The sequence below is a fragment of the Streptomyces sp. NPDC012888 genome (genome assembly GCF_042900645.1).
In the GTDB taxonomy this organism is placed as follows: domain Bacteria; phylum Actinomycetota; class Actinomycetes; order Streptomycetales; family Streptomycetaceae; genus Streptomyces.
On sequence record NZ_JBIBBM010000003.1, the window covers coordinates 174,063 to 197,096 of the forward strand.

Below are 23,034 nucleotides of genomic sequence, written 5' to 3' on the forward strand. Positions count from 1 at the left end.
CCGGAGGATCAGCCCTTCGGGGTGTGCTCCATGGCTGCGAGACCCTTCCTGAGGTCCTCGGGGTTCATCACCGGCTGTACCTCGACCTCCGCGTGGAGCTCGAAGAACAGCGGCTCCAGCAGGGCGGGCAGGGCGGAGCTGTCGGTCAGGTCGCAGACGATGAAGAAGGACCGGACCCCTTCGGCGAGGCCGAAGTAGGCGGCCTCCGGCTTCACCTTCTCCATGAGGTCGTTCATCACGGCGGGGAGCCGGCCGTTCTTGAGTGCTTCGTTGCCGGCCGAGGTGTCCACGTGACCGCGGATCATGACTCGCATGTGTGACTCCTTCCGAGCGTCACACACACCGTCCGGGAGGTCCCCCGGCCCGGCAAGGCGCCGCACGCCGGGTCGGCGGCCGCGCCACCCGTACGGCGCAGCAGGGGTTCGTTCACGGCGCGGCGCGAGGGAGTGGTCAGCGGGTCGGCGGCAGCGCCATCCGTACGGCGGGGCGGGGGTGCGGCTGGGGGCGGGGGTTCCGGGTAGGGGTGTGCGGGACTGCATGATTTACGGCGCTGTGCGAGGGACTGGTCAGCGGGTCGGCGGCAGCGCCACAAATCACGCTTTACGTCCCGCACACCCCGACCCTCCACCCCCACCCCCAGCCGTGCCACACTGCCGACCCGCACTCCAGCCCCTGTGCCGGTCCCGGCCCGCGCTTCCAGCCCGAGCGGCGTTTGAGCGGGCCAGGCCGGGGCCCGGGGTCACGTGGCGGAGCCGGGTCGCGCCTCCAGCCCGAGTGGCGGCCGGGCGCGGTTCGCCCGGGTCAGCGCAAGGGCCGCCGAGGCGGTCATGGCCGTGCAGGCGACGGCGAACGCCGCCCGGTGGTCGTGCACGGCGGCCAGCGGGCCGGCGAGGGCCGCCGCGAGGGCCTGGCCGGTGATGAGGCCGCTGCCCAGTACCGTCATGGCCTCACCCAGCCGCTGCGCCGGCGCGACCCGCTCCACCAGCCCGAACAGTGCGATGAGGTGCGGGGCCACGGCCAGCCCGATCCCGGCCACGGCCAGCGCCGCCCCGGCCGGACCCGTCACGGCGAGCAGCGGCAGCGTGAGCAGGGCCTGGGCGACGACGGTCCACCGGAGCCGGGTCGTCAGGTCGCCGCGGCCGGGCCGGGCGACGGTGACGAAACCCGCGGCGGAGCTGGTCACCGCCATCGCGGCCCACACCACCCCGGCCGTGCCCGGGCTCCCCAGGGCGGCCGCGAGCGCGTTGACCCCGGTGTTGGCCGCGCCCCAGGCCGCACCCTGGAGCAGGGCCATCGTGAGGAGCAGGACCAGGCCGGGCGACCACAGCCGGGTACGGGCCGGGGTGGCGGGGCCCGCGGCGGGCCCCGGAGCGGTGGGGTGGACGGCGAACAGCGTGCCGGCCAGCAGGATCAGCGCGGCCGCGAGCAGCAGGGCCGAGGCGGGGTGCACGGCGGCCGCGAGGATTCCCGCCAGCGCCGGGCCGACGACGAAGCCGACCTCGTCGAGGGTGGTGTCGAACGACAGCGCGGAGCCCGTCAGGCGGGGGTTGCCGCGGGCGAGTCCGGCCCAGCGGGTGCGAGACAGGGGCCCGATCTGCGGCACGGTCAGCCCGGCGGCCGCGGCGAGCGCCACCAGGACCGGCAGGCCCAGCCCGGCCAGGACGGCCGCGACCAGGGCCGGCAGTACCAGCGCGTTCGCGGTGCACGCGGCGAGCAGAACGGGCCGGTGGCCGCGCCGGTCGGCGAGGCGGCCGATGACCGGCCCGCCCAGGGCCTGGCCCAGCCACAGCGCGGCGGCGACCGCCCCGGCCCTGCCGATGCCCTCGCGCGCGTTGATCAGTACCAGGGTGCCGGTGGGGCACAGCGCGGCGGGCAGCCGGGCGAGGAAGGAGTACACGGGGAGCGCGGCGCCGCCCAGGGCGAAGACCCCGCGGAAACCGGCGGCCCCGCCGGGGTGGGTGGTGGGTGAGGACACGGACAGCCTCCATCCGCACGCCGACCCTCCCGTTTCTCCGGCGCGCTGGATTGCCCGTGGGGAGGACGCTAACCGCTCCCCGGCCGACTTGTCAGGACCCTGTCGGGGAGCAGGGGGACGGGTATGTTCCTCCCGGAAGCGGGAGGCAGCCATGAGCGGGCGGATACGCGGCGGGGGACGGCCCACCCTCGAAGAGGTCGCGCGGCGGGCCGGGGTCGGGCGGGGCACCGTCTCCCGGGTGGTGAACGGGTCGGCGAAGGTCAGCGAGCACACGCGGGCGGCCGTGGAGGCGGCCGTGGCCGAGCTGGGTTACGTGCCGGACCGGGCCGCCCGGGCGCTGGCCGGGAACCGGGCCGACGCCGTCGCGCTGGTCCTGCCGGGGCCCGAGGGCGACGACCCGGGCTTCGCGGAGCTGGTCCGGGGCGTGGGCGCGGTTCTCGCCGAGGCGGACATGCAGCTGCTGCTGACCCCGGCCGGCGGGGACCGCCGCCGGCTCGCCGACCGGCTCGCCGCGTACCGGGTCGACGGGGTGCTGCTGCCCTCCGTACCGCCCGGTGATCCGCTGCCCGCGCTGCTGGCGGAGCGCGGCACGCCGCTGGTGGTGGGCGGGCCGCGGCCCGCGGGCGGAGCCGCGGCCGGTGTGGACGCCGACCACGCAGGGGGAGCCCGGGCCGCCGTACGGCACCTGCTGGCCCGGGGGCGTACGGCGATAGCCGCGGTCGCCGGCCCCCTGGACGTGCCCGCCGCCCGGTCCCGGCTCGAGGGCTACCGGCAGGCCCTGGCCGGGGCGGGGCGGATCCCGGACGAGGGGCTGGTGGCCGGCGGGGAGTTCACCGAGGAGGGCGGCCGCCGGGCCGTGGCGGAGCTGCTGGACCGCCGGCCGGGCCTCGACGCGGTCTTCGCGGCGTCCGACCTGATGGCCGCCGGCGCCCGCCGGGAGCTGCTCGCCCGGGGCCGCCGGATCCCCGGGGACGTGGCGCTGGTCGGTTTCGGCGACTCGGCGTTCGCCCGGCACCTGGACCCGCCGCTGACCACCGTCCGGCCGCCGCTGCGGGCGCTGGGCGGGGAGATGGCGCGGGCGCTGCTGGACCGGATCGCCGGGGAGCGGGAGCCCGTCGACGTGCGGCTGCCGGCCGAGCTGGTGGTCCGGGGCTCCTCGTGAAACGCCCGAGGGCCCGGTCCGCTTTCGCGGACCGGGCCCTCGGTTCAGGGTGAGTGACGGGACTCGAACCCGCGGCCACCTGGACCACAACCAGGTGCTCTACCAACTGAGCTACACCCACCATGTCCGGTCGGGATTCCGACCGGCCGAAGAAAAGGGTACAGGGTTTTCGGGGGTGCTCGCGCCCACGTTTTCCCCGGCCCGTCTCCGGTGGCCCTACTCGGCGGGAAGGACGTACTTCGCGGCGATGGCCCGGGCGGCGTCCGAGTCCGGGCCGGGCTGCGGCACGAACAGCGCCTCGCGGTAGTAGCGGAGCTCCGCGATGGACTCCTTGATGTCCGCCAGCGCCCGGTGGTTGCCGTTCTTGGGCGGGCTGTTGAAGTAGGCCCGCGGGTACCAGCGGCGCGCCAGCTCCTTGATCGAGGACACGTCCACGATCCGGTAGTGCAGGTAGGCCTCGAGGGTCGACATGTCGCGGAGCAGGAACCCGCGGTCGGTGCCCACGGAGTTCCCGCAGAGCGGGGCCTTTCCGGGCTCCTTCACGTGCTCCCGCACGTACGCGAGGATCTGTTCCTCGGCGGCGGCGAGGGTGGTCCCCCCGGCCAGCTCGTCGAGCAGGCCGGAGGCGGTGTGCATCTCGCGCACCACGTCGGGCATGGTCTCCAGGGCGGCGTCCGGCGGGCGGATCACGATGTCCACGCCTTCGCCGAGCACGTTGAGCTCCGAGTCGGTGACCAGCGCGGCCACCTCGATAAGTGCGTCGTCCGTCAGCGAGAGCCCGGTCATCTCGCAGTCGATCCACACCATGCGATCGTTCATGCGTACCACCTTAGGCGCTGCGTGCCCGGATCCGGCCGGGGCGGTACGGCCGGTACGCGCGGCGGCCCCCCGGGGTCCGGCCGTGGGCCGGACCCCGGGGGGCCGTTCGCGCGGGGTCGCCCCGCCGGTGCTACGCGTGCTCGCGCAGCGCCCGGCCCGGGGCGTACAGCTCGGTCACCGTCGGCCCGGTCGCGGCCAGCGCGGCCGCGGCCCGCTGGGGCTGCGGGGTGCGCTGGTGCGGCACCGGACCGTCCTGGAGCTGTGCGACCGGCACCTCGGCCTGCGGGCGGCGCGCCCGGTAGGCGGAGCGGTAGGCGGCCGGGGAGGAACCCAGCTGCCGCCGGAAGTGCCCGCGCAGTGCCACCGGGGACCGGAACCCGCAGCGGCCGGCGACCTCGTCGACGGAGTAGTCGGAGGTCTCCAGCAGCCGCTGTGCCTGGAGCACCCGTTGGGTGATCAGCCACTGGAGCGGGGCGCTGCCGGTCAGCGACCGGAACCGGCGGTCGAACGTGCGCCGGCTCATGTACGCCCGGGCGGCGAGCGTCTCCACGTCGAACTGCTCGTGGAGGTGCTCCAGTGCCCAGGCGACGACCTCGGCCAGCGGGTCCGCGCCGATCTCCTCCGGCAGGGACCGGTCGAGGTAGCGCTCCTGGCCGCCGGTGCGGCGCGGCGGCACGACGAGCCTGCGGGCCAGGGCCCCGGCCGCCTCGCTGCCGTGGTCGGTGCGCACGATGTGCAGGCACAGGTCGATTCCGGCCGCGGTGCCGGCCGACGTCAGGACGTCGCCGTCGTCGACGAACAGCTCGCGCGGGTCGACGTGGACGGACGGGTACCGCTTGGCGAGCGTCGGCGCGTACATCCAGTGCGTCGTCGCCGGGCGGCCGTCCAGCAGGCCCGCGGCGGCGAGGACGAACGCCCCCGTGCACAGCCCTACGATCCGGGCCCCCTCCTCGTGCGCCTGACGCAGGGCGTCGAGCGCTTCCGGAGGCGGCGGTGATGTGATGGACCGCCATGCCGGGACGACGACGGTGCCCGCGCGGGCGATCGCCTCCAGCCCGTACGGGGCGGTCAGTTCGAGTCCGCCGGTGGTCCGCAGCGGACCGTCCTCCCCGGCGCACACGAGCAGTCGGTAGCGTGGCACTCCCGCGTCCTGCCGGTCGATGCCGAACACGGAGAGTGGAATGGAACTCTCGAAAATCGGTCCGCCGCTGAAGAGCAGCACCGCGACGATTTCCCTGCGGCGGCGCCCCGCGAGCTTCCGGCCGGCGTCCGTGACGACGGCGGTGGAGTCCTGGCTCATGGCGCTAAGCCCCCCTTGGGTGTCGCGACTCCTTGGTCTGGTCGCACCTGCACGTTTCCCCTCGGCCTTGCACGTGTCCCCCGCCGTAAATACATGATCGAATCTACTGCGTCGCGTGGTGTCGGCGTGACAAGTTCAGCACGCAGCGCTATGTCGACTTGGCAACTTGGCGAAAAGCATTCGATCAGGAAGCGTTCCACTCCGCGACCTGGCGGGGAAGCGGCCCGCCGCCGTGTGGCCAGTACCGGTAGGGTCCCCGACCGTCCCGCACACAGTCGTCCCTGATGGTGGGCGGGTTGGGGGAACATTCCGGCAAGGGTTGCACGCAGATGCGAAGTTGGCTGAAAACGTGCGGGCGCGGGTGTGCGAACCGGTCAGTCCTGGGGGGAGGCGCCGCCCGCGCCGTGACACCCGCGGTGCGCCCCGGACCCCGTACGGGAGTGCCGCCCGCGGTGCGCGGACGGAGCGGGGGACTCCGCGAGCACCCGGGCGGCGGTCCGTTCCGTCTTCTCCGCGTACCGGAGCATCACCCGGCAGGCGGTGGTCACCGCGACCAGTCCCAGGGTGGCGACCGCCGCCCCGCCGAAGGAGGTCCCGTAGACGACGAGGACCACCGGGACGAGCAGACAGCTGAAGGCGGCCCACCGCACCACGTCCCCCGCGGGGTCCTCGCGCGCGGGCCGGTGCGGCCGGTCGGACTGGACGGGGTGAACCGGGCGGCCTGACACGGTGGTACTCCCTGCGGGGTCTTCCTGGACGGGTCGGACTCCTGTCCAACGCCCTGCCCGGCGGCTCGGTCACTGCGCGCACGGGTGGCTCGTCACTGGCTGTAGGGGGCATTCGCCATTGCCAAGCGGCCCCCGCTCCGGCATGCTCCCTGGGACGCTCTCCAAGGGCGGCAAGCCCTGTGCAGGACAGGAGTGTCGCCGTACCCTGGGGGGTAAGGGCTTGGGAAGATGCTTCCCGGACGTGAGTCCCGTCACCCTGCGTCGCCACTCTGCCCGTTGATCTCCGAGGACCCCAACGCCGAGACATCCATGGCCGGTCACGAATTCCCCGATCCATCGGACCGCAAGCGCAAGCGGGTAGCCGATGCGGCGTCGCCCGACCTGCGGCCCGCCGAGGACCCCCGCCCCCACCCGTGCGATCCGGCCTTCCGGCACGGAGTCGTGGTGGGCTTCGACGGCTCGACCTCCAGCGAGCGCGCGCTCGCGTACGCGATCGGGATGGCCCGCCGCTCCGGCTCCGGTCTGATCATCGTCCATGTCGCCAACCGGCTGCCGACGACCGTCTGGGCCGGCTGCGAGCCGCCGGTCTTCGTCGACGTGCCGGACCACCGCACCGAGGTGCTGGGCCTGGAGCTGGCCTGCGCCGACTACCTGGCCGAGGTGCCGTGGATCCTGGTCGAGCGGGGCGGGGACATCTGCCACGAGCTGGAGGAGGTCGGCCGCGAGTACTCGGCCGACGCCATCGTGGTCGGCTCCACCCAGGGGTTCGTGGGCCGGATCTTCGGCTCGGTGGCCGGCCGGCTGGCGAAGCGGGCACAGCGGCCCGTCGTTGTCATTCCGTAATCGGGAAGTGACGCATCGTCTGCCTATTGTGCGGTTGTGAACCGATGTGAGGGGTACATAAAACTCGCTGGGTGACAGCACAAAACTGCAGATCAGAAGGGAGCCCGCCGTGGACAAAGACGTCGCCGCGGGAAGCTCGGCCACCACTTCGACCCTGGGGCACCTGGCCCTGGGTCTCACCCTTCTCGCCTTCGGCCTCGGCCACACCGGCATCATCGACGGTGTCTCCGCGGCCGACTCCGTCCTCCTCGCCACGTACGTCGGCGGCGCCGCCCTCTTCCTCCTCGGACTCATGGAGTACCGCGGCGGCAACGGGTTCAACGGCACCGCGTTCGCGGGTCTCGGCGTCTTCTGGTTCACCTGGGCCAAGGGAGCCGGTGCGAGTGCCTCCGCAGAGGCAGCCGGAACGTTTCTGGTCCTCTTCGCCCTGCTCGCGCTGACCCTCACCGTCGCCGCGGCCGGCGGCGTGTTCGGCCAGGGCGTGTACGCCCTGCTCACCCTGTCCCTGCTGCTCCTGGCCGTGGGCGCGTTCGCCGACAGCGGGGGCCTGGCCAAGGCCGGCGGCTGGGTGGCCGCCGTGGCCGGTCTCCTGGCCTGGTACGGCGCGACGGCCGCGCTCGCCAAGTGGCCCATGGCGGTCGGCCGCGCCCGCCGCGGCGCGGTGGCCACGGGGTGACGGCGGCCTCCGGCGCCGGCCGGAGGCGGAAGCGGGTCCGGAACGGCGACGGCCCCCCGCGCGGTGCGCGCGGGGGGCCGTCCGCCGTGCGGGGCTCCGGTCCGGCTACTCGACCGTGACGGACTTCGCCAGGTTGCGCGGCTTGTCGATGTCCCGGCCCATGGCCAGGGCGGTGTGGTACGCGAACAGCTGGAGCGGGATGCCCATCAGGATCGGGTCCAGCTCGTCCTCGTTCTTCGGGACCACGATCGTGTGGTCCGCCTTCTCCTGCTCCCGGTGGGCGACCGCGAGGATCCGGCCGCTGCGCGCCTTGATCTCCTCCAGCGCCGCGCGGTTCTTCTCCAGAAGGTCGTCGTCCGGGACGATCGCGACGGTCGGCAGCTCCGGCTCGATCAGGGCGAGCGGGCCGTGCTTGAGCTCGGAGGCCGGGTACGCCTCGGCGTGGATGTAGGAGATCTCCTTGAGCTTGAGGGAGGCCTCCAGGGCCACCGGGTAGCCCCGCACCCGTCCGATGAACATCATCGACTTGGCGTCGGCGTACTCCGCCGCCAGCCGCTTGATCTCGTCCTCCTGCTCCAGGACCTCGCTGATCTGCGCGGGCAGCTTGCGCAGGCCCTCGATGATCCGCTTGCCGTCGGTGACGGACAGGTCGCGGATCCGGCCCAGGTGCACGGCGAGCAGCGCGAAGGCCACGACCGTGTTGGTGAAGCACTTGGTGGAGACGACGCAGACCTCCGGGCCGGCGTGCACGTACACGCCGCCGTCCGCCTCGCGGGCGATGGCCGAGCCGACGACGTTGACCACGCCGAGGACGCGGGCGCCCTTGCGCTTGAGCTCCTGCACGGCGGCCAGCACGTCGTACGTCTCACCGGACTGGGAGACCGCGATGTAGAGGGTGTCCGGGTCGACCACCGGGTTGCGGTAGCGGAACTCCGACGCCGGCTCGGCGTCGGCCGGGATGCGCGCCATGCCCTCGATGAGGGAGGCGCCGATCAGACCGGCGTGGTAGGAGGTGCCGCAGCCCAGGATCTTGACCCGGCGGATCGCGCGGGCCTCGCGCGGGTCCAGGTTCAGGCCGCCGAGGTGGACGGTGGAGAAGCGGTCGTCGATCCGGCCGCGCAGCACGCGGTCGACCGCGTCGGGCTGCTCGGAGATCTCCTTGTGCATGTAGGTGTCGTGACCGCCCATGTCGAACGAGGCGGCCTCCCACTCCACGGTCTCCGGGGTGGCGTTGGTGGAGGTGCCGCTGGTGGTGAACGTGCGGAAGTCGTCGGCCTTCAGGGTGGCCATCTCGCCGTCGTCGAGGGTGACGACCTGGCGGGTGTGCGCGATCAGGGCGGCGACGTCGGAGGCGACGAGCATCTCCTTCTCGCCGATGCCGAGGATCACCGGGGAGCCGTTGCGGGCGACGACGATGCGGTCGGAGAAGTCGGCGTGCATCACGGCGATGCCGTAGGTGCCCTCGATCGCCTTGACCGCCTCGCGGACCTTCTCCTCCAGGGTGTCGGCCTGGGAGCGGGCGATCAGGTGGGTGATGACCTCCGTGTCGGTCTCGGAGGCGAAGACGACCCCGTCGGCCTCCAGCTTGGCGCGGAGCTCGGCGGCGTTGTCGACGATGCCGTTGTGGACGACGGCGACCTTGTTCTCGGGGTCCAGGTGCGGGTGCGAGTTGACGTCGCTCGGGGCGCCGTGGGTGGCCCAGCGGGTGTGGGCGATACCGGTGGTGCCGGCGAAGCGCTTGGGGACGCGGGCCTCCAGGTCACGGACCCGGCCCTTGGCCTTGACCATCTTCAGCGCGCCGGACTTCGGCGAGTTGACGACCAGGCCGGCGGAGTCGTAACCCCGGTACTCCAGGCGCTGCAGGCCTTCCAGCAGCAGCGGGGTGGCGTCACGCTTGCCGATGTATCCGACGATTCCGCACATGTGGTTATGCCCCTCCTGAGGTTGTGTGGGTCGTGCCCGGCCGGGTCTCAGCCGTAGACGATGCGGCGCAGCTGCCGGAGCGAGAGCTCCGGGGGCGCCACGGCGCGGTGCGGCAGTTCGGCCGCGATGCGCTCGAAGATCTCCGAGTTGACCGCCCCGGCCGCCTGGAGCTCGCGGTGGCGGCGGCGGACGAATTCCTCGGTCGTCTCGTTGAAGTACGCCAGCACGTCGAGCACCACCCGGGCGGCCTCGCCGCGCTGGAGCGCGGTGCTGCGCACCAGGTGGTCGACGAGGTCGTCGTGTGACGGGCGGCGGTCGAGCACCCGTAGATATTGACGTCTCAAGGCGCGGAACGCAAAGATCCTGCCCGATTTCGGGCAGGATCTCTATGGTCCAGACCAAGGAATGGTGCATTCCGGCCCAGGGCGGCCGTCGGAGTGTCCGTCCGGTGGCCGGAATCGGCGGCGCGAAACCCGGGGCGCGAACCGGGGGCGCGGAACCGGCGGCTTCAGCCGCCGGCCGCTTCAGAACCGGCTGAGCACCGCCGCCTTCGCCGCCGTGAACTCCTCGGCCGTGAGCACCCCGGCCTGGTGCAGCTCCCCGAGCTCGCGGAGCCGCCGCAGCAGCGCGTCGTGGTCCTCGGCCGTTCCGGCCGCGGCGGGGAGCGCGGGGGCGGGCGCAGGCGCGGGCGTGGCGGGCTCCTCGGCCGCCGGCGGTGCCGCCGGATGCGGCATCCGCGCCAGGACCGCCGCCCCGACCAGCGCCATCAGCGGGTCCTTCTTGAAGCCGAACAGCTCCACCGCGTGCGGGTCGTACTTGGGTGCGGGAGCCTTGGCCGTCGCCTGCGCCAGGGTGAAGCGGAGGTAGCCGTTCTCCAGTCCCGCCGCCGGACACCACTCCACCCGCGAGACGTCCCCCACCCGGAAGGTCCGCGTCCCGCCGGAGCTCTTCGCCTCCTCCGTCTTCCAGTTCCACTCCAGCGTGATCCGGTCCCCGTCGAACCCGGCGGTGCCGTCCCCCGCACCGACCACGAGCGGCACGTCGGGCCCCGGCACCAGCCACTCGTCCACGGGCCCGCTCTCCACCTGCTCCAGCAGCAGCGCGTTGCGCACCTCGTCGACGAAGTACTCCGCCACCCCGGCCCGGTCCGGGTCCACCGCCAGCCGGTACGGGTCCGAGGCCTCCGGCAGCCGCCCCGCCGTCAGCTGGAGCAGCGGATCGGCGCCCTCACGCAGCCGCAGCCGCAGCCGGCCCGCCTTCCGCCCCGGTTCGTAGCCGATCCCGGCCAGCGCGCGCAGCGGCACGGCTATGCCGCCGAGGGTCTGGCGCAGCAGCCCGGTCCCCTTGTCCCGGCCGGGAACGATCCGCACCACGTCCCCGTCGAAGGTCCATGTGCCGTCCTTCTGGATGATTTCTGCCATCCGCCGATTCTTTCATCGGCCACGGCACGGCCGTTGGCCTATACCTGGGGCCATGAGACGGGTTGTGCGCACCCTCGGTGTCCTGTTGGTCCTCGCGGCGGCGGTCTCCTGCGCCCAGGCCCGCGGCGCGGACGACCCGAAACCCGGCGAACGGCTCCGCCGCGCCGAACTCGGACCGTACGAACGGCTGCTGCCGGCGCCCGTGTCCGCCCGTCCCGGCGGCCCCGCCCACGTCCTCGCGCCCGGCACGGTCATCCGTACCGGCACCGGCTCCGAGGAGGTCCGGCAGATCGGCGAACGCCTCGCGGAGCAGCTGCGCGGGCCCACCGGGCTGCCGCTGCCGGTCGCCGACGGCGAGGGCGACGGCATCGTCCTGCGCCTGGACCCGTCGGCGCGCGGGCTCGGCGACGAGGGCTACCGCCTGGAGTCCACCGCGCCCGCCGTCACCCTGACCGCCCGCACCCCGGCCGGACTCTTCTACGCCGGCCAGACCCTGCGCCAGCTGGTGACCGGCACCCACGTCCCCGGCGGCACGGTCACCGACGCCCCGCGCTTCGCCTACCGCGGCGCGATGATCGACATCGCCCGCCACCACTTCACCGTCGCCCAGGTCCAGCGCTACGTCGACCAGCTCGCCCAGTACAAGATCAACAAGTTGCACGTGCACCTCACCGACGACCAGGGCTGGCGGCTGGACATCGCCTCCTGGCCGCGGCTCGCCTCGTACGGCGGGGTGGGCGGCGTCGGCGGCGGCCCCGGCGGCCACTGGACCCGCGACGACTACAAGGCCCTCGTCTCCTACGCCGCCGAACGCCACGTGGAGGTGATCCCGGAGATCGACATGCCGGGCCACACCAACGCCGCCCTCGCCTCCTACGCCGAACTCAACTGCGACGGCAAGGCCCCGCCCCGCTACACCGGCACCAAGGTCGGCTTCAGCTCGCTCTGCGTCTCCAAGGAGCTGACGTACGAGTTCGTGGACGACGTGCTCCGCGAGGTCGCCGCCCTCACCCCCGGCCGCTACCTCCACATCGGCGGCGACGAGGCCCACGCCACCCCGGCCGCGGACTACGCGGCCTTCATGGAGCGGGCCCAGGCCGTGGTCGCCGCGTACGGCAAGACCGTGGTGGCCTGGCACCAGCTGGCCGCGGCGGACCCGGCGGACGGCGCCGTCCTCCAGTGGTGGGGCCACGACAAGACCGCGGCGGCGGAACGCGACCGGGTCGCCGCCGCCGCCAGGGCCGGCCACAAGCTGATCCTCTCCCCGGCCGACCACGCCTACCTCGACATGAAGTACGACAAGGACACCAAGCCCGGCCTGACCTGGGCCGGCTACGTCCCGGTCGAACGCGCCTACTCCTGGGACCCGGGCGCGTACTTCCCCGGCGTCCCGGAATCCGCGGTCCTCGGCGTCGAGGCCCCGCTCTGGACGGAGACCATCGCCACCCGCGAGGACTGGGAACTGATGGCCTTCCCCCGCGTCCTCAGCCTCGCCGAACTCGCCTGGTCCCCGGCCACCCGCCTGGACTGGCCCGCCCACGCCCGACGCCTGGCCGCCCAGGCCCCGACCCTGGACGCCCAGAACATCGGCTACCACCGCGCCCCGGACGTCCCCTGGTCCTGACCGCGGACGCGCGACGCCCCCGCCGGCTCCTGCCGGCGGGGGCGTTCTGGTGCGGCCGGTCGGCGTCCGGCTAGCCGATGGCCTTGAACAGGTGCCAGCCGTCCTCGTCGCCGGCGCCGCCCCAGCCGTGCGCGGTGGTCCCGCCGGGCACGAGCCGCTGCACACCGTTGTCGTGCACCATCCAGAAGTCGGGAATCCCGTCTCCCGTCGCGTCCGCCGTCCCGTGCAGCCTCGGGACGGCGGCCCGGCTCCAGCCGGAGTCCCCGTACTCGGTGTCCGCCCCGCCGAGCGAGGCGACCGCCGACTTGAACGACCCGAGGTCCACTCCGCCGTCCGCACCGGCCTTGCCCTTGCGCAACAGCAGGTCGCCGGAGGGCGAGTCACGGAACAGCAGGTCGGGGACCTTGTCGCCGGAGACGTCGCGGACGCCGATCAGGTCCCGCTCCGCCCAGCCGGTGGCGACCTGCCGGGCTTCGCCGAAGCTGGCGCCCCGGTAGCCGGTGAGGGCCCAGAGCGTGTCGCCGGCGAGGGCGAACAGCTCCGGCACGCGGTCGCCGGTGACGTCCTCCACGGCCACGATCTGCCTGAAGCCGGCCGGGTCGGGGGCGCCGGGCGGCAGCAGCATGGGCCTGCGGCGGCCGACGTCGAAGCGGCCGGTGCCGTCACCGGGGTAGACGTACAGCTTTCCGTCCGGCATCCGGGCGATCAGGTCGGTCAGTCCGTCGCCCGGCATCCAGTCCAGCGAGTGGGTGATCAGGGCGGCCTTGTCCGGGCCGTCCGTCCAGTACCCGTCCTCGACCGGCTTCCCGTCCTTCAGCGCGGCGGGCATCCAGGCGTCGGTGTCGCCGGCCGCGTCACCGGCGTAGGTGCGGAGGTTTCCGGCGCCGTCGACGGCGAGGATGTCGGGCATGCCGTCGCCGGTGACGTCACCGGGCTTGTCCTGGCCCGGCCGCGGACGTACGTAGAAGAAGTAGGTGGTCGCGGGGGACACGTTCTCGGCCTTGTCCCTCGTGCGTACGTAGAGGACGTTCGGCCCGGCGGTGTCCACCTTGAGCTTGATGGAGCCGAGCGCGTTCGCGGCGTCCCACACCCAGGTCTTCTGGTCGTAGGTGGGCCGGTTGAGGCTCCACTGGAACTCCGCGATGTCCTCCGCCCGCGCGCCGTTGCCCAGGACTTCGATCCACTGGTCCGGAGTGGCGGCCGGGTGGAGGCTCCACTCGGAGCCGTCGGGTCCGGGCTCCGGGAAGTGGACCGACCGCACGGCCGGGCTGGGCGGGGCGACGTGGTCGACGGTGAACGAGCAGACGGCGTCGGTGCCGGCCGGGCCGCCGGCGGACCACCAGCCGGCCTGGTCGATGGACCAGGCGGACCAGTAGTAGCGGTGCCCGTGGGTGAAGCTCGCCGAGGGGACGTCCGTCCACACCAGGCCCGTGCTGTCGGGCGTGAGGGTGCTGTCGGTGACCACGTGACCGTCCGCGCGCCACACCTTGATGCGCACGTGCTTGAGGTCGCGGCCGAGCTTCGCGTCGTCGTCGGGGTCGGAGCCGCGGGCCTCGAACCGCAGGTCGGTCTTGCCGATGGCCGGGGGCGGTGTCCCGGTCTGGCAGGTGCCGCCCGGGGACGTCTTCATGGACGCCTGCGTCGGCTCGTTGGGCTTCCGGTTGTACTCGACGTCGATGTACGGCGCGTACTCGCCGTTCGTCGCGAACTTCTTCTAGGAGTAGGTGTCCGACTCGTTCGAGGCCCGCAGTCCCAGGCTGAGCGCGTTCCAGCGGTTCTTGGCCGCGTCGTCGACCGCCGACCAGATGTTGATGCCCACCCATTTGTCCGGACAGGTGCCGGAACGGTATCCGTGGCCGTTGCTTTCCTTGTTGACGTACTTGGCCCAGAAAGTCGAGTTGTTCGTGTTCCTCCACGTACTGCTACTGGACACCCAGCCGGTCTGCCACACCTCGTACTGGCGGGCGGAACAGCTGTAGGAATACGTCTGGAGGGTCCTGAGGTAAGCCGATTTCACGGCCGCGTTGTGGAGTTTCGAGGAAAACTCGAAGTTGAACGCTGCGCGCGACAGGCCGTTCGTATCCGATTCGTAACCGACGCGGGCGTCATTCGTGCCGTCGTTGAAGTTCTGGCCGTTGTAGAAGCTGCTGTCCGGATACCTCGCATAAAGCGTGGCCCAGCTCGTCTTGCGGCCGGTGAACGACGGGTCGACGAACACCGGATACACCGTGTCGGGATCGTTCAGGATCCTGCCGCCCGGCTTCATGCGGAGGGTGTTGTCGGCCGCCAGTTCCGCGTCCACCGGAGCCGCGTGACCACCGGTGAGCGGACCGGCGAGGGCGGCCAGCCCGAGGGCCGGGTGGTCCTTCGCCGCCTCCGGCACCGCCGGGGCCTCGTCCACGGTGTGGCGGGCCTCGCCGGCGGAGTCCCACATGAAGGGAGTGGGGGAGACGGCCATCTCCACGCCCTGACCGTCCAGGGCGCTGACCACCTTGGTCTCGGCGTTCATCCTGAACGTCAGGTCGGGGGAGCTGAGAAGGTAGTCCAGCTCGGCGAGCAGAGGGTCGGCCGCCGCCTGCTTGTCGTGCACGATCAGTACGTGGCCGTAGCCGCTGTCGCGTGCGGTGAGCAGCAGGTCGATCCCGGGGCGCACGTTCTCGTACAGGGCGCGGGGCCCGTCGACGACGGGGGCGGGCAGGGTGCCCGGCCACTGCACCACGACGTCGTGGCCCTCGCTGGTGAACCTGACCAGCTCCGTCCACTCCGTCGCCGTGGTGGTGGTTGCGGTGGCGGGTGTCCGCAGGCCGCGCCCCGACGACCCCTCGACGGGCCTGACCCACATCGGCGCCCGCGAATACGACCCGACCACGGGCCGCTTCATCTCGGTCGACCCGATCATCGACGTCACCGACCCGCTCCAGATGAACGGCTACACGTACGCCAGCGGCAACCCGGTGAGCAAGTGGGACCCGACAGGGCTCAAGGAAGACAACTGCGCCTACTGGAGCAGTTGCACTGCGAACGGCGGTGGCTTCGACGAAACGCCTGATAATCCGCAGCAGATCACAACCGAGACCGATAGCGGTACCGGCGACGGCAGCGGAGTCAGCAGCAGCAAGTCCAGTGGGTCAGGTAGCGGTAAGAAGTGCGGTTGGCTGTCCACCTGCAAGCTGAAGCAGGGGTGGAACTGGGCCAAGAAGAACAAGAACATCATCATCACGGTAGCCGTGGAAGTGACCGTCGGGGCCGCCTGCTACACAGCTGCAGCTGCAGCTGCAGCAGGAGCCGCCACCGGCGGCGTCGGACTCGGCATCGCCGTAGGGTGTGGAGCCCTGGCTGGAGCAGTCGGTGGTTGGGTCAGCAACGGCCTGGACCCAGGCGCTGACCACAGCGTCACAGGCCGGCTCAAGTCGGCGGCCACCGGTGCCGTATGGGGTGCCGCCGGCGGAGCGGCCGGCGCGGCAGGCGCCGTCGCCGTCAAGGCGGCGGCCTCCAAGGTGGCCTCAGCGGTGGGCCGTAGCAAGGCTGCTGCACCCAGTGGGGGCAGCTGCCCGACGAAGAACAGCTTCGCGGCCGGCACGCTCGTCGTTCTGGCAGATGGTGGTACCAAGCCGATCGAGGCCATCGAGAGTGGCGACAAGGTACTGGCCACGGATCCTGAGACCGGAATAACCGAAGCCAAGGAAGTCACGGCCGAGATCACCGGTGAGGGCTCCAAGAATCTCGTCCAGATAAGCATTAAGGACGGCTCATCGGACGCAACTCTCACCGCCACGGACAAGCACCCCTTCTGGGTGCCCGAACGCCAGGCCTGGGTCGCCGCCACCAACCTCCAGCCGGGCCAATGGCTCCGTACCAGCGCCGGCACGTCCGTGCAGATCACGGCGATTAAACGCTGGACAAGCCCCCAATCCACCGTCCACAACCTCACCGTCGCCGACCTCCACACGTACTATGTGCTGGCTGGTGCGACCCCACTGCTCATTCACAACTGCGGCGGCGGGGCTCTCGATCTTGACAATCTGCAGGACCGGGCTGACACCCTGCACACACTCATTCCGGCAGGGAAGGCGAACGACAGGGCGACCACTGGAGTCATGCACGCGGTCGGCGCTGGACCGGAGTCTCTCGACGTTGTGGCCGTTGGAGCACGGAAGAATATCTCGCAGATTCAACGTGCACAGCTACTCCCTCATGAACTCGGGATATCGCGCACTGGTGTGGACGCTGCAGGCAACTACCCGCATGCAGAGGTCAAGCTCTGGGAGACGGCCGTCCATCTCGACCTGAAGCCGACGGGCCTGGCAGTCAATAGGCCGTTCTGTGTGGACTGTCGGGGCTTCCTTCAGGGCCACGGTGCGACGCTGGTCAGTGATACACAGGCGATTTGGACTCCGTGAGGTGAATTGAGATGGGTTTTGTCGAAGATGTCGCAGTCGTCCGTGTGGAGTGCGCACGGCTGACCCCGCGTCAGCGGCTGGCTATCACAGCCCTATGCGCAACGAAGGTGCGATCGGTGTCCATGGCCTTCCTCCATGATTCAGGACACGTTGATTCCTTTTATCGGATCAACAACGGCCTGGACGCCGTGTGGTTGGACCTTCGCGGTATCCGACAAGCTTCGGCCGCAGATCTCGTGCGAGTCCGAGGAGAGGCGGAGCGATGGATCGCTCGCCTCGAGGACGTCGGGGGGGATGCGGCCGGCTTCGCGGCAGATGCAATCTCCGTGTCGGTGTCTGCGATGTCAAGCTTTGTTGAGGAAGATCCAGAGGCTGCAGTAAACGCGGTGATCTCGATCGCTGAAATCTGCTCGGAGGTCGCTGAATTTTTGGCGGACCATCAGAGTGCCGAAGGGCAATACTTCGTTAAGAGTGACGAGGCTGGTGAAGCGTCCGTAGCCGAGATCAAGAACGATCTGGAGTTCCTCAGCGGCTTTCCCGCTGATGAGTTTCCCGCGACTCGGTTCATGCGCCGGGCCGGGGCTGCGAACCTTGCTCTGGCAGAGCAGATGAAGATGGTTCTGAGTGTGGACCGGTTGCGTCTGCACTGAGAGGCCGTGCGATCAACCCTTGCACCAGACGCCTTCGGGACAGTTGCGGCGTGGCTACGCGCCCATGGCCTCGTCCACGCCGCGCAGGGCGTTGGGCCTGGGGTACCTCCCGGGTGCCTCCTACGACGAGATCGGCTGACGCGCGGGGAAAAGCGGACGGCGTGTGCGCGAAGGGGGCCAGGCTGGGCTTCGCGGACACGCCGTCCGGGGAGGGAGCGGCGGCGTCGAGGGACCGTATCGGCGCCGCCGCTCCTTCGTTCACCGCCGCGCGTAGGGCGCGACGGGGTTCTTGAGGTTGCCGATCAGCTGGAGCGCGGCGGACGGGTCGGCGAGGTCGACCATCTGCTTGTTGTTGCGCAGCTGGAGGCGGTTGAGGCAGGACAGCTGGAACTCCTCGGCGAAGAAGTCGTAGCGCTCGAACTTCTCGGCCAGGGCCGGCATGGAGTCCTGGTAGTCGTGGGCGCAGTCGGCCACGGCCTGCCAGAACGTTTCCTCGGTGCAGATGCCCTCGGTGACGAGGATCGAGGAGAGGAAGCGGAAGAAGCAGTCGAAGACGTCCGTGAAGATGGACAGGAGCTTCATGTCCTCCGGGATGTCGGCGCGGATGCGCTCGACCGCCGGCGGGAGGACCGCTTCGGCGTCCATGATGACGATCTCTTCGGCGATGTCCTTGAAGATCGCCCGCTGGACCACGCCGTCCTTGATCACCAGGATCGTGTTCTCGCCGTGCGGCATGTAGGCGAGGTCGTACTGGTAGAAGCAGTGGATCAGGGGGAGGAGGTAGGCGCGGAGGTAGGGCTTGAGCCATTCCGCCGGGGTGCGGCCGGATTCGGCGATCAGGGCGCCCACGAAGGACTTGCCGTCGGAGTCGACGTGGAGGAGGGAGGCCATGGTGGCCAGGCGTTCCCCGTCGCCGAGGGAGTTCACCGGCGACTCGCGCCACAGGGCCGCCAGCATCTTGCGGTACGGCGAGTAGCGGTCGGTGGCGCGTTCCATCTGCATGTGGCGGTAGCCGATGGCGGCGCGCTCGCGGATGATCGAGAAGTTGGCTGACTGGAGGACGTCGTCCGACTCGATGAGGTTGTGGAGCCAGTCGTTGATCGCCGGCGTGGCCTCCATGTAGGCGGCCGAGAGGCCCCGCATGAAGCCCATGTTCAGGACGGAGATGGCCGTCTTGACGTAGTGCTTGGTGGGGGTGGTGGTGTTGAAGAACGTACGGATCGACTGCTGCGGGAGGTACGCGTCCTCGCCCTCGCCCAGCAGGACCAGGCGGCGGGTCGCGATCTCGGCCGCGAAGGTGATCGTGGTCTTGTTCCACCACTGCCAGGGGTGGACCGGGAAGAGGTGGTAGGCGGACGGGTCCAGGCCCAGGGAGCGCAGTTTCGCCGCGAAGAGGTCCACCGTCGCGTCGCCGAGCTCGGCGCGCATGAAGCTGTCGTGCTCCAGGCCGGCGCCCGCGGTGAAGGTGGAGACGTCCTTGTGGGCCGCCGCCCAGATCAGGTGGACGGGGTTCGCCGCCTCCGGGGCATACGAGTGGTACTCGTGCACGCCGAAGCCGAGGCGGCCGTTGTTCGCCACGAAGCAGGGGTGGCCCTCGGTCATGCCGGTCTCGATGTCCTGGAACGAGGACTTGGCGAGCACGGAGGACGGGGTCTGCGGCTTGGTGTACTTGTACGCCGAGCCCGCCAGGGTGGAGGAGATCTCCTCCAGGTAGACCGGGAGGACCTCCGCGCTCAGCCCGAGGGTCTGCTGGAACTCGATGTGGAAGTCGAGGGCGTCCAGCGGGAGGGAGACGCCGTCCTTCAGGCGGGTGATCGAGGGCTCGTCGACCGCCCAGTGGTCCAGGGCATGGAGGGCCGCGGTGAAGTGGTACTCCACCGTGCCGTCGTCCGAGACGACCGAGTAGCGGTCGTCGCCGAGGGACTCGGGGGTCAGCAGGCGCTCGTGCGAGAACTCCGCCAGGGCCTTGCGGACCAGCGCGCGGTTGGCGCGCAGCCACAGCTCGGGGGAGAGGTGGGTGATCGCGTCGGTGAGGCTCATGCCGACACCTCCGTCACGCCGGTCGCGTAGATGCCGGTGGCCGCCTCGAACTGCGCGCGGGTGCAGAAGGACAGCAGGGCTTCCTTCTCCGGCTTCTGGACCGGGTGGGAGGCCACGAAGCCGACCGCCTCGTTGAGGGCGTGGACGGCCTTGTTGCCGACGTCCGGCTCGACGACCACGCGGCGGGTGGCCGGGTCGTCGAACAGGGCGGCCATGACCGTGGTGATCACGGCGCGGGTGAAGCCGGAGAGCGGCTGCTCGGTCGGCGCCACCAGGAAGTGCATGCCGACGTCGCCGGGCTCCGGGTCGTACAGGCCGACCAGTTCCAGCTCGCGCGGGTCGTACTTCTCCATCAGGAAGGCAGGCTCGCCGTTGTGGTAGCCGAGGTACGCGTCGTGGTGCTCGTGGGCGACGATCCGCTCGTACTCCTGGGTGACCTCCTCCAGGGAGAGGTCCTGCATCAGCCAGAAGGAGGCCTTGGGGTGGGTGACCCACGCGTGCAGGAGCTCCGCTTCGGCGAGCGGGTCGAGGGGGCGGACGGAGAACTCGCCGAGGGCGTCGTCCGTCCGCTTGAAGAGTATGCCGGGGGTGGTGCTCATCGGTGGGTGCCTTCCGGGGCGGTGAACTGCTGGAACGCGATGGACTTCTCGACCTTGTAGTACTCGCGGCCGAGCAGCTCACCAATGATGTACGCGTTGCGGTACGCCGCCATGCCCAGGTCGGGCGAGGTGAGCGAGTGGTTGTGGGTGGTGCCGTTCTGCAGGTAGACGCCGCGGCCGGTGGTGTCGACGCTGTAGTTGCGGGCGGCGTCCAGGCGGCCGCGGCCGTCGAAGTTCAGGCGGTCCTGGATCGGCCGCAGGAACTCCGGGGTCGAGTACTTGTAGCCGGTGGCCAGGACGAGGCCCTCCGTGGCCAGGGAGAAGTCGCGCTCCTGCTCCTCCTGGCGCAGCCCGAGGGTGTACGTGCCCGTGGTGGTGTCGTACGCGGCGCTGTTGAGGGAGGTGTTGGTGAGGAGGGAGGTCGGGACGGCGCCCGGCATCGACACCCGCTTCTGGTAGAGCAGGTCGAAGATCTCGTTGATGAGGTCGCCGTCGATGCCCTTGAAGAGGTTCTTCTGCTGGTTCTCCAGGCGGTACCGGGTGTCCTCGGGGAGGGCGTGGAAGTAGTCCACGTACTCCGGGGAGGTCATCTCCAGGGTCAGCTTGGTGTATTCGAGCGGGAAGAAGCGGGGGGACCGGGTCACCCAGTTCAGCTGGTAGCCATGGGTGTCGATCTCGGAGAGGAGGTCGTAGTAGATCTCCGCCGCGCTCTGGCCCGAGCCGATCAGGGTGATGGACTTCTTCTTCTGCAGCTCCGCCTTGTTCTGCACGTAGACGGAGTTGTGGATGAAGTCGCCGCCGAGGCCGTCGCAGGCCGCCGGGACGTGCGGCGGGGTGCCGGTGCCGAGGACCAGGCGGCGGGCCCGGTGGGTGGCGCCCTTGTCGGTGTGGACCTCGTACACCGCGGCGGCCGCGTCGTAGGTGACCGAGGTGACCGAGGTGGAGTACAGGACGTTGTCGAGGCGGTCGGCCGCCCAGCGGCAGTAGTCGTTGTACTCGGTCCGCAGCGGGTAGAAGTTCTCCCGGATGTAGAACGAGTACAGCCGGTCCTTGTCCTTCAGGTAGTTGAGGAAGGAGAAGGGCGAGGTCGGGTCGGCGAGGGTGACCAGGTCCGACATGAACGGGGTCTGCAGGTGCGCGCCGTCCAGGAACATGCCCGCGTGCCACTCGAAGTGCGGCTTCGATTCGATGAAGAGACCGTTCAGCTCGTCGATCGGCGCGGTGAGGCAGGCGAGGCCCAGGTTGAAGGGGCCGAGGCCGATGGCGATGAAGTCGTACGTCTCGGTGGTCTCAGGCGTGGACAAGGGATTCTCCCAGGTACTGCTCGGCGTGCGCGGCGAGGAGGTCGAGGACGGCGGCGATGTCGGCCGTCGTGGTCTGCGGGTTGAGGAGGGTGAACTTCAGGTACTGGGCGCCGTCCACCTTGGTGCCGGCGACCACGGCCTCACCGGAGGCGAACAGCGCCTTGCGGGCGTGCAGGTTGGCCTCGTCGACCAGGTCGGGGCGTACGGAGGCGTCCTCGGGGACGTAGCGGAAGACCAGGGTGGACAGCTGCGGGCGGACGACCACCTCGAAGCGCGGGTGGGCGGCGATGACCTCGTAGCCGGCCGCTGCCAGGTCGACGACCTCGTCGAAGAGGCCGCCGATGCCGTCGGCGCCCATGATGCGCAGCGTCATCCACAGCTTGAGGGCGTCGAAGCGGCGGGTGGTCTGGATGGACTTGTCGACCTGGTTGGGGATCCGCTCCTCGGCCATCCGGCGCGGGTTGAGGTAGTCCGCGTAGTAGGTGGCGTGCTTGAGGGTGTCCCGGTCGCGGACCAGCATCGCCGAGGAGGAGACGGGCTGGAAGAACGACTTGTGGTAGTCGACCGTGACCGAGTCGGCGTGCTCGATGCCGTCGAGGAGGTGGCGGCGGGTGGGGGAGGCGAGCAGACCGCAGCCGTACGCGGCGTCCACGTGCATCCAGGCGGAGTGCTCGGCGGCGAGCGCGGCGATCTCCGGGAGCGGGTCGATGGAGCCGAAGTCGGTGGTTCCGGCGGTGGCCACGACGGCCATCGGGAACAGGCCCTCGGCGCGGCAGCTCTCCAGCTCCAGGGCGAGGGCGGCGGTGTCCATGCGGCGGTTGCGGTCCACCGGGACGGCTATGACGGCCTCGTAGCCCATGCCCAGCATGGCGGCGGACTTCTTCACGCTGAAGTGGCTGACCTCGGAGGTGAAGATGCGGAGTTTCGGCAGGAGTTCGGCCTTGGTGAGCGCCTCGCCGCGGTCCGCGGCCTCCTTGAGGACGATGCGGCAGGCCTCGTCACGGGCCAGCAGCAGCGAGTGGAAGTTGGACTGGCTGCCGCCGGAGGTGAACACGCCGTCCGCGTCCGGGCCGAGGCCGATGCGCTCGGCGGTCCAGTCGATGAGGCGGCGCTCGATGAGCGTGCCGCCGATCGACTGGTCCCAGGTGTCCATGGAGGAGTTGACCGCCGCCATGATCGCCTCGCCGAGTACGGCGGGGATGACCACCGGGCAGTTGAGGTGCCCGAGGTAGCGGGGGTGGTGGAAGTAGACCGCGTCCCGGAGGTAGACCTCTTCCAGCTCGTCCAGGACGGCGGCCGGGTCCCCGAGCGGACGGTCCAGGTCGATCGAGGCGATGACCGGGGCGAGTTCGTCGACGGAGATGCCGGTGTGGGGCTTCTCGGTGGAGGCGAGTTTCGCGGCCACTCGGTCGACGCCCGCGGTGACGGTGCGCCGGTAGAGGTCGGCGGTCGACTCGTTGAGCAGATGCGAGCGCATCAACAGATCCTCCGGGACAGGGAAGAGGCGTGTGGGGCAGCAAGGCTTAGGTTAGCCTAACCTAAGTTTTGCGCCAAATAGACGAGCCCCGGC

20 protein-coding genes and 1 tRNA gene are annotated in these 23,034 nt (G+C 70.8%); 6 read left to right on the top strand and 15 right to left on the bottom strand.

Features of this window, described 5'->3' with window-relative positions; translation table 11 throughout:
* Positions 1 to 8 precede the first annotated feature (8 nt).
* Positions 9 to 314: a hypothetical protein gene (locus ACFY61_RS05720; protein ID WP_389467388.1), complete on the bottom strand. Its 306-nt coding sequence runs from the start codon at positions 312 to 314 to the stop codon at positions 9 to 11.
* 425 nt (positions 315 to 739) lie between these two features.
* Positions 740 to 1,975, bottom strand: coding sequence for an MFS transporter (locus ACFY61_RS05725; protein ID WP_389467390.1), 1,236 nt, complete (start codon positions 1,973 to 1,975; stop codon positions 740 to 742).
* Between the two features lie 151 nt (positions 1,976 to 2,126).
* Between ACFY61_RS05725 and ACFY61_RS05730 the strand changes: the two genes are divergently transcribed.
* Positions 2,127 to 3,137 carry a LacI family DNA-binding transcriptional regulator gene (locus tag ACFY61_RS05730; protein WP_389467392.1) on the top strand — a complete coding sequence of 337 codons (1,011 nt, stop codon included), beginning with the start codon at positions 2,127 to 2,129 and terminating at the stop codon, positions 3,135 to 3,137.
* A 48-nt stretch (positions 3,138 to 3,185) separates the two neighbouring features.
* On the opposite strand, the gene ACFY61_RS05735 is transcribed toward ACFY61_RS05730, so the two are convergent.
* From ACFY61_RS05735 to ACFY61_RS05750, 4 genes are all read right to left on the bottom strand, one after another.
* Positions 3,186 to 3,258, bottom strand: a tRNA-His gene (locus tag ACFY61_RS05735).
* A gap of 95 nt (positions 3,259 to 3,353) precedes the next feature.
* Positions 3,354 to 3,956 (bottom strand): oligoribonuclease, encoded by a 603-nt coding sequence (gene orn / locus ACFY61_RS05740; RefSeq protein ID WP_389467394.1) that lies wholly within the window; start codon positions 3,954 to 3,956, stop codon positions 3,354 to 3,356.
* A 130-nt stretch (positions 3,957 to 4,086) separates the two neighbouring features.
* Positions 4,087 to 5,256: a helix-turn-helix domain-containing protein gene (locus ACFY61_RS05745; protein WP_389467395.1), complete on the bottom strand. Its 1,170-nt coding sequence runs from the start codon at positions 5,254 to 5,256 to the stop codon at positions 4,087 to 4,089.
* Positions 5,257 to 5,630: 374 nt separating this feature from the next.
* Entirely contained in the window at positions 5,631 to 5,984 is a 354-nt protein-coding gene (locus tag ACFY61_RS05750) for a hypothetical protein (RefSeq protein ID WP_389467398.1), read from the bottom strand.
* A gap of 309 nt (positions 5,985 to 6,293) precedes the next feature.
* Between ACFY61_RS05750 and ACFY61_RS05755 the strand changes: the two genes are divergently transcribed.
* Both ACFY61_RS05755 and ACFY61_RS05760 read left to right on the top strand, forming a co-directional pair.
* Complete coding sequence (locus tag ACFY61_RS05755; protein WP_389467399.1) at positions 6,294 to 6,827, top strand: universal stress protein; 534 nt, start codon at positions 6,294 to 6,296, stop codon at positions 6,825 to 6,827.
* A gap of 109 nt (positions 6,828 to 6,936) precedes the next feature.
* Complete coding sequence (locus ACFY61_RS05760) at positions 6,937 to 7,503, top strand: GPR1/FUN34/YaaH family transporter (RefSeq protein WP_389467402.1); 567 nt, start codon at positions 6,937 to 6,939, stop codon at positions 7,501 to 7,503.
* Positions 7,504 to 7,608: 105 nt separating this feature from the next.
* Here the strand turns inward: ACFY61_RS05760 and glmS are convergent, their stop codons facing one another.
* The 3 genes from glmS to ACFY61_RS05775 all read right to left on the bottom strand — a co-directional run bounded on the left by glmS (position 7,609) and on the right by ACFY61_RS05775 (position 10,847).
* Positions 7,609 to 9,426: a glutamine--fructose-6-phosphate transaminase (isomerizing) gene (gene glmS / locus ACFY61_RS05765; protein WP_389467404.1), complete on the bottom strand. Its 1,818-nt coding sequence runs from the start codon at positions 9,424 to 9,426 to the stop codon at positions 7,609 to 7,611.
* Between the two features lie 47 nt (positions 9,427 to 9,473).
* Entirely contained in the window at positions 9,474 to 9,749 is a 276-nt protein-coding gene (locus ACFY61_RS05770; RefSeq protein ID WP_389467407.1) for a hypothetical protein, read from the bottom strand.
* 201 nt (positions 9,750 to 9,950) lie between these two features.
* Positions 9,951 to 10,847, bottom strand: coding sequence for a DUF4429 domain-containing protein (locus ACFY61_RS05775; protein ID WP_389467410.1), 897 nt, complete (start codon positions 10,845 to 10,847; stop codon positions 9,951 to 9,953).
* A 52-nt stretch (positions 10,848 to 10,899) separates the two neighbouring features.
* Between ACFY61_RS05775 and ACFY61_RS05780 the strand changes: the two genes are divergently transcribed.
* The gene (locus ACFY61_RS05780; protein ID WP_389467411.1) at positions 10,900 to 12,471 is read left to right on the top strand and encodes a beta-N-acetylhexosaminidase; all 1,572 of its coding nucleotides are present in this window, start codon (positions 10,900 to 10,902) and stop codon (positions 12,469 to 12,471) included.
* 70 nt (positions 12,472 to 12,541) lie between these two features.
* On the opposite strand, the gene ACFY61_RS05785 is transcribed toward ACFY61_RS05780, so the two are convergent.
* Together ACFY61_RS05785 and ACFY61_RS05790 are read right to left on the bottom strand one after the other, a co-directional pair.
* On the bottom strand, positions 12,542 to 14,101 hold the full coding sequence (locus tag ACFY61_RS05785; RefSeq protein WP_389467413.1) for a hypothetical protein: 1,560 nt from the start codon (positions 14,099 to 14,101) through the stop codon (positions 12,542 to 12,544).
* A gap of 84 nt (positions 14,102 to 14,185) precedes the next feature.
* Positions 14,186 to 15,190: a DNRLRE domain-containing protein gene (locus ACFY61_RS05790; RefSeq protein WP_389467414.1), complete on the bottom strand. Its 1,005-nt coding sequence runs from the start codon at positions 15,188 to 15,190 to the stop codon at positions 14,186 to 14,188.
* Between the two features lie 19 nt (positions 15,191 to 15,209).
* Here ACFY61_RS05790 and ACFY61_RS05795 point away from each other — a divergent pair, with 19 nt between their 5' ends.
* Positions 15,210 to 16,871, top strand: a complete 1,662-nt coding sequence (locus ACFY61_RS05795) for a polymorphic toxin-type HINT domain-containing protein (RefSeq protein ID WP_389467416.1) — start codon at positions 15,210 to 15,212, stop codon at positions 16,869 to 16,871.
* Positions 16,872 to 16,987: 116 nt separating this feature from the next.
* The gene (locus tag ACFY61_RS05800; RefSeq protein WP_389467418.1) at positions 16,988 to 17,521 is read left to right on the top strand and encodes a hypothetical protein; all 534 of its coding nucleotides are present in this window, start codon (positions 16,988 to 16,990) and stop codon (positions 17,519 to 17,521) included.
* Positions 17,522 to 17,779: 258 nt separating this feature from the next.
* Here the strand turns inward: ACFY61_RS05800 and ACFY61_RS05805 are convergent, their stop codons facing one another.
* From ACFY61_RS05805 to ACFY61_RS05820, 4 genes are read right to left on the bottom strand one after another with little or no spacing between them, the layout of a single operon-like run.
* Positions 17,780 to 19,561, bottom strand: coding sequence for an IucA/IucC family protein (locus ACFY61_RS05805; protein ID WP_389467420.1), 1,782 nt, complete (start codon positions 19,559 to 19,561; stop codon positions 17,780 to 17,782).
* Positions 19,558 to 20,160: a GNAT family N-acetyltransferase gene (locus ACFY61_RS05810; RefSeq protein ID WP_389467423.1), complete on the bottom strand. Its 603-nt coding sequence runs from the start codon at positions 20,158 to 20,160 to the stop codon at positions 19,558 to 19,560. The genes ACFY61_RS05805 and ACFY61_RS05810 overlap by 4 nt, the downstream gene beginning before the upstream one ends.
* Positions 20,157 to 21,464: a lysine N(6)-hydroxylase/L-ornithine N(5)-oxygenase family protein gene (locus tag ACFY61_RS05815; protein ID WP_389467425.1), complete on the bottom strand. Its 1,308-nt coding sequence runs from the start codon at positions 21,462 to 21,464 to the stop codon at positions 20,157 to 20,159. The genes ACFY61_RS05810 and ACFY61_RS05815 overlap by 4 nt, the downstream gene beginning before the upstream one ends.
* Complete coding sequence (locus ACFY61_RS05820) at positions 21,451 to 22,941, bottom strand: pyridoxal phosphate-dependent decarboxylase family protein (RefSeq protein WP_389467428.1); 1,491 nt, start codon at positions 22,939 to 22,941, stop codon at positions 21,451 to 21,453. The genes ACFY61_RS05815 and ACFY61_RS05820 overlap by 14 nt, the downstream gene beginning before the upstream one ends.
* Between the last annotated feature and the right edge of the window lie 93 nt (positions 22,942 to 23,034).

What these genes read in the sequence shown, in the direction of transcription:
- ACFY61_RS05720 (WP_389467388.1), bottom strand. Translation starts at nt 314, where the DNA reads ATGCGAGTCATGATCCGCGGTCACGTGGACACCTCGGCCGGCAACGAA.
- ACFY61_RS05730 (WP_389467392.1), top strand. Translation starts at nt 2,127, where the DNA reads ATGAGCGGGCGGATACGCGGCGGGGGACGGCCCACCCTCGAAGAGGTC.
- orn (WP_389467394.1), bottom strand. Translation starts at nt 3,956, where the DNA reads ATGAACGATCGCATGGTGTGGATCGACTGCGAGATGACCGGGCTCTCG.
- ACFY61_RS05745 (WP_389467395.1), bottom strand. Translation starts at nt 5,256, where the DNA reads ATGAGCCAGGACTCCACCGCCGTCGTCACGGACGCCGGCCGGAAGCTC.
- ACFY61_RS05755 (WP_389467399.1), top strand. Translation starts at nt 6,294, where the DNA reads ATGGCCGGTCACGAATTCCCCGATCCATCGGACCGCAAGCGCAAGCGG.
- glmS (WP_389467404.1), bottom strand. Translation starts at nt 9,426, where the DNA reads ATGTGCGGAATCGTCGGATACATCGGCAAGCGTGACGCCACCCCGCTG.
- ACFY61_RS05775 (WP_389467410.1), bottom strand. Translation starts at nt 10,847, where the DNA reads ATGGCAGAAATCATCCAGAAGGACGGCACATGGACCTTCGACGGGGAC.
- ACFY61_RS05780 (WP_389467411.1), top strand. Translation starts at nt 10,900, where the DNA reads ATGAGACGGGTTGTGCGCACCCTCGGTGTCCTGTTGGTCCTCGCGGCG.
- ACFY61_RS05785 (WP_389467413.1), bottom strand. Translation starts at nt 14,101, where the DNA reads ATGAAGACGTCCCCGGGCGGCACCTGCCAGACCGGGACACCGCCCCCG.
- ACFY61_RS05805 (WP_389467420.1), bottom strand. Translation starts at nt 19,561, where the DNA reads ATGAGCCTCACCGACGCGATCACCCACCTCTCCCCCGAGCTGTGGCTG.
- ACFY61_RS05810 (WP_389467423.1), bottom strand. Translation starts at nt 20,160, where the DNA reads ATGAGCACCACCCCCGGCATACTCTTCAAGCGGACGGACGACGCCCTC.
- ACFY61_RS05820 (WP_389467428.1), bottom strand. Translation starts at nt 22,941, where the DNA reads ATGCGCTCGCATCTGCTCAACGAGTCGACCGCCGACCTCTACCGGCGC.